This window comes from Arthrobacter sp. 05T423, assembly GCF_056396245.1.
Window position 1 is genome coordinate 77,080 of sequence record NZ_JBFTLC010000021.1, and the last position, 7,267, is coordinate 84,346.

The 7,267-nt window shown below is 67.4% G+C and carries 5 protein-coding genes; all 5 read left to right on the forward strand.

Annotated elements, in window-relative coordinates; all coding sequences use genetic code 11:
- Nucleotides 1–32 precede the first annotated feature (32 nt).
- The 5 genes from dnaK (at nt 33) to AC1DFE_RS15620 (ending at nt 6,957) form a co-directional block, all read left to right on the forward strand.
- On the forward strand, nt 33–1,898 hold the full coding sequence (gene dnaK / locus AC1DFE_RS15600) for a molecular chaperone DnaK (RefSeq protein WP_476906783.1): 1,866 nt from the start codon (nt 33–35) through the stop codon (nt 1,896–1,898).
- 2 nt (nt 1,899–1,900) lie between these two features.
- On the forward strand, nt 1,901–2,572 hold the full coding sequence (locus AC1DFE_RS15605; protein ID WP_476906784.1) for a nucleotide exchange factor GrpE: 672 nt from the start codon (nt 1,901–1,903) through the stop codon (nt 2,570–2,572).
- A 95-nt stretch (nt 2,573–2,667) separates the two neighbouring features.
- Nucleotides 2,668–3,645, forward strand: a complete 978-nt coding sequence (locus AC1DFE_RS15610; RefSeq protein WP_476906785.1) for a DnaJ C-terminal domain-containing protein — start codon at nt 2,668–2,670, stop codon at nt 3,643–3,645.
- Nucleotides 3,646–3,660: 15 nt separating this feature from the next.
- Nucleotides 3,661–4,083 carry a heat shock protein transcriptional repressor HspR gene (locus tag AC1DFE_RS15615; protein ID WP_476906786.1) on the forward strand — a complete coding sequence of 141 codons (423 nt, stop codon included), beginning with the start codon at nt 3,661–3,663 and terminating at the stop codon, nt 4,081–4,083.
- A gap of 150 nt (nt 4,084–4,233) precedes the next feature.
- The gene (locus AC1DFE_RS15620; protein ID WP_476906787.1) at nt 4,234–6,957 is read left to right on the forward strand and encodes a PEP/pyruvate-binding domain-containing protein; all 2,724 of its coding nucleotides are present in this window, start codon (nt 4,234–4,236) and stop codon (nt 6,955–6,957) included.
- Nucleotides 6,958–7,267 lie beyond the last annotated feature (310 nt).

Genomic DNA, 7,267 nt, shown 5'->3' on the forward strand with positions numbered 1-7,267 from the left:
CCCAAGTTTCCACGGAAAGAAGGAAGCAACACATGTCACGTGCAGTAGGTATCGACCTCGGAACCACCAACTCCGTCGTCTCCGTTCTCGAAGGTGGCGAGCCCACCGTTATTGCCAACGCCGAGGGTGGCCGCACCACGCCGTCCGTCGTTGCGTTCTCCAAGTCCGGCGAAGTGCTGGTCGGTGAAATCGCCAAGCGCCAGGCCGTCAACAACATCGACCGCACCATCGCCTCCGTCAAGCGCCACATGGGCACCGGCTGGTCCGTGCCCATCGACGACAAGAAGTACACGGCCCAGGAAATCTCCGCCCGTGTCCTCATGAAGCTGAAGAACGACGCCGAGTCCTACCTCGGCGAAAAGGTCACCGACGCTGTGATCACCGTTCCCGCCTACTTCAACGACGCGGAGCGCCAGGCCACGAAGGAAGCCGGCGAGATCGCCGGCCTGAACGTCCTGCGCATCGTCAACGAGCCCACCGCGGCCGCACTGGCCTACGGCCTGGACAAGGGCAAGGAAGACGAGCTCATCCTGGTCTTCGACCTCGGCGGCGGAACCTTCGACGTCTCCCTGCTGGAAGTCGGCAAGGACGAGGACGACTTCTCCACCATCCAGGTGCGCGCCACGGCCGGTGACAACCGACTCGGCGGCGACGACTGGGACAACCGCGTCGTCGACTACCTGCTGAACCAGCTCAAGGTCAAGGGCATCGACCTGTCCAAGGACAAGATCGCCCTGCAGCGCCTCCGTGAAGCTGCCGAGCAGGCCAAGAAGGAACTCTCCTCCTCCACCAGCACCAACGTCTCGCTCCAGTACCTCTCCGTCACTCCGGACGGCCCGGTCCACCTGGACGAGCAGCTGACCCGTGCCAAGTTCCAGGACCTGACCAAGGACCTGCTCGAGCGCACCAAGAAGCCGTTCCACGACGTCATCAAGGAAGCCGGCATCAAGCTTTCCGACATCGACCACATCGTGCTCGTCGGCGGCTCCACCCGTATGCCCGCCGTCTCCGAGCTCGTGAAGGAACTGGCCGGCGGCAAGGAGCCCAACAAGGGCGTCAACCCGGACGAGGTTGTGGCCGTTGGTGCAGCCCTGCAGGCCGGTGTGCTGAAGGGTGAGCGCAAGGACGTTCTCCTGATCGACGTCACCCCGCTGTCACTGGGCATCGAAACCAAGGGCGGTGTCATGACGCACCTGATCGAGCGCAACACGGCCATCCCCACCAAGCGGTCCGAGACCTTCACCACGGCTGATGACAACCAGCCGTCCGTGGCCATCCAGGTCTTCCAGGGCGAGCGTGAGTTCACCCGCGACAACAAGCCGCTGGGCACGTTCGAACTGACCGGCATCGCACCGGCGCCGCGCGGCGTCCCGCAGGTCGAGGTCACCTTCGACATCGACGCCAACGGCATCGTCCACGTCTCCGCGAAGGACAAGGGCACCGGCAAGGAACAGTCCATGACCATCACCGGCGGCACCGCGCTCTCCAAGGAAGACATCGACCGCATGGTCAAGGATGCCGAGGAACACGCAGCCGAGGACAAGGCCCGCCGCGAGGCCACCGACACGCGCAACACCGCCGAGCAGCTCGCCTACTCAGTGGACAAGCTGATCGCCGACAACAGCGACAAGCTGCCTGAAGAGGTCAAGACCGAGGTCCAGGCCGACGTCGACGCCCTCAAGAAGGCCCTCGAAGGCACCGACGACGCCGCCGTCAAGACCGCGTTTGAGAAGCTGCAGGCTTCCCAGACCAAGCTCGGCGAGGCCATCTACGCCCAGGCCGGTTCCCCGGACGGTGCCACCGGCGCTGCGGGTGCTGAAGGTGCTGCAGCCGGCGACGGCAAGGCTGACGAGGACATCGTGGACGCCGAGATCGTCGACGAAGAAGAGAAGAAGTAACCATGCCGCATCACGGTAACGAAGAAGAGCACAACTCTTCCCGAGACCAGGGCAGCAAGCGCGACGAGCCGGTCATCCGGGACCACCGCAAGGTGGACCCGGTGACCGGGGAGGCCCGGCATCCGGAGGGCGGCCAGTCCTCTGCCTCGGGAGCCGGCGCTTCAGCGGATTCCGACGGCGACGCCCTCGCCCAGGCTGAGGAGATCCTCAACCAGGTGGAGGTGCCCGCCGAGGATTCCGTGGCGCAGGGCACCGAGGCCGCCGCGGCCGCGGAGCTGAAGAACGACCTGCTCCGCCTGCAGGCCGAGTACGTGAACTACCGCAAACGCGTCGAACGCGACCGCGCCGTGGCAGGGGAGATGGCCGTCATCGGCGTCCTGAACTCCCTGCTCCCGGTGCTGGACGACGTCGACGCCGCCCGCCAGCACGGTGACCTCGCGGACGGCCCGTTCGCAGCGATCGCCACCAAGCTGGAGAACGCGCTGAAGACGTATGGCCTGAGCCGCATCGATGAGACCGGCGTGGAGTTCGATCCGACCATCCACGAGGCCCTCATCCAGCAGCCCGCCGAGGACATCGAAGTTGACACCGTCAGCCAGGTGCTCCGCTCCGGCTACAAGTCAGGTGACCGGGTCCTCCGCGCGGCCCAAGTCATCGTCGCGGTCCCTGCGTAGCATTACCCACATCGAGATAGCAGTTCGCAGCAGTGTTGGCCAACCACATTGCTGTGAACTGCCATTTCGGCTCAGATTTTTGAAAGGAAACGCCATTGGCTAGCCAGGACTGGGTGGACAAGGACTTCTATAAGATCCTTGGTGTTGCCAAGGACGCTTCCGACGCTGACATTAAGAAGGCTTACCGGAAGCTCGCGCGGCAGTACCACCCTGACACGAACTCCGGGGATGCCGCTTCGGAGAAGAAGTTCAAGGACATCTCCGAGGCGTACTCCGTGCTGTCCGATCCTGATGAGCGGCAGCAGTATGACGCCATCCGGGCCATGGGCGGCGGCGCTCGCTTTGCCCCGCACGGTGCTGGAAGCACGGCGAACGGCGGCTTCGAGGACCTCTTCGGCGGCCTGTTCACCGGCGCCGGCGGCCGCCACTCCGGCGGGTTCAGCACCGCCGGCGGTGTTCCGCCCGAGTTCGCCGACCTGTTCGGCGGCGGCTTCGGGGGCGGCTCCGCCGGTTACCAGCGCGCACCGCAGAAGGGGGCTGACCGGACCGCGGGCACCAGCATCTCCTTCGCCGGATCCATCCGCGGCACCACCATTGGGCTCCGTGAACCGGACGGCGAGGTCATCGACGTCCGCGTGCCGCCGGGCATCAAGGACGGCCAGAAGGTGCGCGTGCGCGGCAAGGGCCAGTACGGTCCGGCGGGCAACGGCGACCTGCTGGTCACCGTCAACGTCAAAACCCATGACTTTTACACACGCGACGGCGACAACCTCCGGATCCACGTGCCCGTCACCTTCCCGGAGGCTGCCTTGGGTGCCGAAATTGAGGTTCCCACGATCGACGGCGAACACGTCCGGGTCCGCGTCCCCGCCGGCACCCCGTCGGGGCGCACGCTCCGGGTGAAGGGGCGCGGCGTAAAGACGTCGAAGGCCACCGGGGACCTGCTGGTGACCATCGACGTCGCCGTTCCGCGCAACCTGAACAAGGAAGCCGAGGAGGCCGTGAAAGCCTTCGCCGCCGCCACAACCGGCGAGGACGTCCGCCAGGGCCTGGCAGCCAAAGCCCGGCTTTAGGGACCGGTGCCGGCCGTGGACATCAACTTCGATCAGCCGATCTTTGTCATCTCGGTGGCCGCCGAGCTCGCCGACATGCACCCGCAGACACTCCGCCAGTACGACCGGCTGGGCATCGTCTCGCCCAGCCGGGCGCCGGGCAAGTCCCGCCGGTACTCACAGCGGGACGTGAACCGGCTCCGCGAGGTGCAGCGGCTGTCCCATGAGGGCGTCTCGCTGGAGGGGATCAAGCGCATCCTCGAGCTGGAAAACCAGGTGGCTGCCCTGCAGCACCGGGTCAGCGAACTGACCGAGGAACTGGCCCGCCGTCGTGAGTCACTGGAATCCCGGATCTTCGCCGCCGGCGCTGCCGGAGATGTGGTGAGCCTGGCGCGCGGCCAGCGCCCCCGGCCCCGTTCGCAGGCCGTGGTGGTGTGGCGGCCGCGCGGCGACGTGTAGCCCCCCGTCCAGCCATCCCCATTGCCAGAACCGGGTGCATTGCCAAATGAGGGTGCAGTGCCAAAAATAGGGTGCAGCGCCGGAACCGGGTAACCAGCCGCAATGCCGCGGCCGGACTCGCCGTGTCCCGGGCAGAAGGGACGCAGGGCCGTGACCTACATCAAGGACTTTGACCAGCTGGGACACCGCGACCTGGACGAGGCTGGTGGAAAGGGCGCCAACCTCGGCGAGCTGGCCCGGGCCGGCTTTCCGGTGCCGCCGGGCTTCGTGCTCACCACCGCGGCCTACCAGGACTTCGTCAACGCCAACGGGATCGCGGGCCGCATTCTCGAACTCGCCGCCCTTCCCGCCGGCGCGTCGAATGACGACTACGAGTCGGCCTCGCTGCAGATCCGCTCCCTGTTCGCCGAGAGCACGCTGCCCGAGGAAATTGGCGCTGAACTCCGCGCGGCCTATGGCCGCCTGAGCCAGTGGACGCCGGCTGGAGCAGGCGGAGACGCCGGCACGGAGTCCGGCGCAGGGTACGGCGGCAAGGACCGCTCGCGCGTGGCAGTGAGGTCATCGGCCACCGCCGAGGACCTCGCCTCGGCCAGTTTCGCCGGCCAGCAGGACACCTATCTGAACGTCGCCGGGCCCGACGCCGTGGCTGCCGCCGTCGTCGACTGCTGGGCGTCGCTGTGGAATGCCCGCGCCATGGCGTACCGCTCACGGAACGGCATTGATCCGGCAACGGTGCGCCTCGCAGTGGTGATCCAGCAGATGGTCGATGCAGGGGCGGCCGGCGTGCTGTTCACCGCCAACCCCGCCACCGGCCGCCGCGACCAGGTGGTGATCAGTGCAGCCTGGGGGTTGGGTGAGTCGGTGGTGAGTGGGTCCGTCTCCACTGACGACGTGGTGGTGGATTCCGCTTCGGGCCGTGTGGAGCAGCGCCGGACGGCGGACAAGGACGTGATGACCGTGTACGGCGGGACCGGCACCACCGAGCAGCCGGTGCCGGAACAGAAGCGCCGGCAGCCGGTGCTCGACGACGATGCGGCGGCGGCGCTGGCCCGCCAGGGAACCGCCATCGCGCAGCATTTCGGGGCGCCCCAGGACATCGAGTGGGCGCAGGCAGCAGGGGAGTTCTTCATCCTGCAGGCCCGTCCAATCACGGCCCTGCCTGAGCCCTCGGCTGAGGCGCCAACGGAGTGGCCGCTGCCCTTTCCGAACGGAATGTACTTCCGGGCCAGCATCGTGGAGCAGCTGCCGGACCCGTTGTCGCCCCTGTTCGCCGACCTCATCGACGGTGCCGTGGTGAGGTCCTTGAACGCGCTGCTGGGCGAGGCCTTCGGCAAGAGCGTGGTGCGGCCCGGGGATGTTTCCCTGCCCACTGTCAACGGCTACGCGTACTACTACTACAGCAACGCCGGAATGCGGCGGGTCATGGGCAAGTCGCTGACGGCGATGCGCGCGCTGGCCCAGGGCAAGGCCAACATGGGAATCAAGGGCTGGCGCGAACATTCGCACCCGAAGTACCGCGGGCTCGTGAAGTATTGGGCGGCCAAACCGCCGTCGGACCGTCCAGCTCGAGAACTCCTGGAGGGCGTTTCCGCGCTGCTGGACGCCGGCGCCGCTTACTACACCGCGGTGCAGTCCATCATTCCCATCGCCGCAACCAGCGAGATCATGCTCCGGGGCTACTACGACAGGGTCGTCCGCCGGCCGGGCGACCCGTCGGCGGAGGTCTTCCTCCTCGGCTACGACAGCGAGCCCATCCGCGCGGAGAAATCCCTGTATGACCTGGCGGTCTGGACCCGGGAGCGGCCGCAGCTCGCCGCTGCCGTCACGGAAGGACCGGCGGCCGGCATCACAGAGGCTCTCCGCAGCGGCAAAGCCCCTACTGGCGTGGACGGGGACGCGGGCCGGAACCTGGACCAGGAGGAGTGGGACGAGTGGCGTTCCCGCCTCCAGCGTCACCTGGACAGGTACGGGCATGCAGTCTACAACCTGGACTTCGTCAACCCTGTGCCGGCCGATGATCCGTCCGCGCTGCTGGAAACCCTGAGGTACTTCGTGCGGGGGCAGGGCAAGGACCCGCATCAGCGCCAGCAGCTGTCTGCTGACCGGCGCGAGGAACAGAGCCGGCTGGTCAGCGCCAGGCTGGGGCCGCGCCGCCGCGCAGTTTTCCGCAGGCTGCTGCGCTGGGCGCAGAAGGCGGCGCCCGTCCGCGAGGACGCACTGGCCGACGTCGGCCTGGCCTGGCCGCTGATGCGCCGGATGCTGCTGGAGCTGGGGGAGCGGCTGACGGCCTCGGGCGTCCTCGCCGCGCCGGCAGACGTCTTCTGGCTCCGCCTCGGTGAACTCCGCAATGCCATCGACTTCGGCCTGGCCGCACCCGGCGCTGCCATAACCGGCACCGATGGGCCCGTGCGGGCAGAAGCCGTTGAGCAGCGCAAGATGCTGTGGCGGGGCCAGCGGAAAGCTGCTGCGCCGCAGCTGCTGCCGGAGAGCCGCTGGATGGATCGCGCGTTTGGCAGCATGATGCCTGCGCGTTCCCTGCAGCCTGCCGGCGATGTCATCACCGGCGTCGGTGCCAGCTCCGGGCAGGTGAGTGCACCGGCGCGGCTGCTGCACGGCCCCGACGACTTCGCCAGCATGCAGCCCGGCGAGGTGCTGGTGGCGCGCATGACCACACCCGCCTGGACACCGCTGTTTGCGATGGCCGCCGGCGTCGTCACCGACGTTGGCGGGCCGCTGAGCCACAGCTCGATCGTCGCCCGGGAGTACGGCATTCCCGCCGTCCTAGGCACGGGCGTCGCCACCCAGCGGTTGTCCAGCGGACAGCAGGTTAAGGTCGACGGCGACGCCGGCACCGTCACGCTCAGCGGCTCCTAGGACGTTTGGGCTTTCGCTCACCGAAGCGCCCAACTAGGTAACAGCAGAGGGCGTTCCCAGGGCTCGGAACGCCCTGAGCTGCAACTCACTTGTCATTCTCGGGCGGATCAAAAACTTCTTTGCCCGGCCCGCAAACGTGTGGTTCCCGATGCACCCTTTAATGTCGGTGGCCTCTGGGATGCTGTGGGTATGGATGGGCAGGCGGCGGTGGAGACGGTGGAGGGCGTGGAGTCCTCTGTTGCTGTGTTGGCTGTTTTTGTCCGTGAGGCCGCCGGGGCCGGTTCTGGGTCGGGTGCTGATCCGCTTCGGG

What these genes read in the sequence shown, in the direction of transcription:
- dnaK (WP_476906783.1), top strand. Translation starts at nt 33, where the DNA reads ATGTCACGTGCAGTAGGTATCGACCTCGGAACCACCAACTCCGTCGTC.
- AC1DFE_RS15605 (WP_476906784.1), top strand. Translation starts at nt 1,901, where the DNA reads ATGCCGCATCACGGTAACGAAGAAGAGCACAACTCTTCCCGAGACCAG.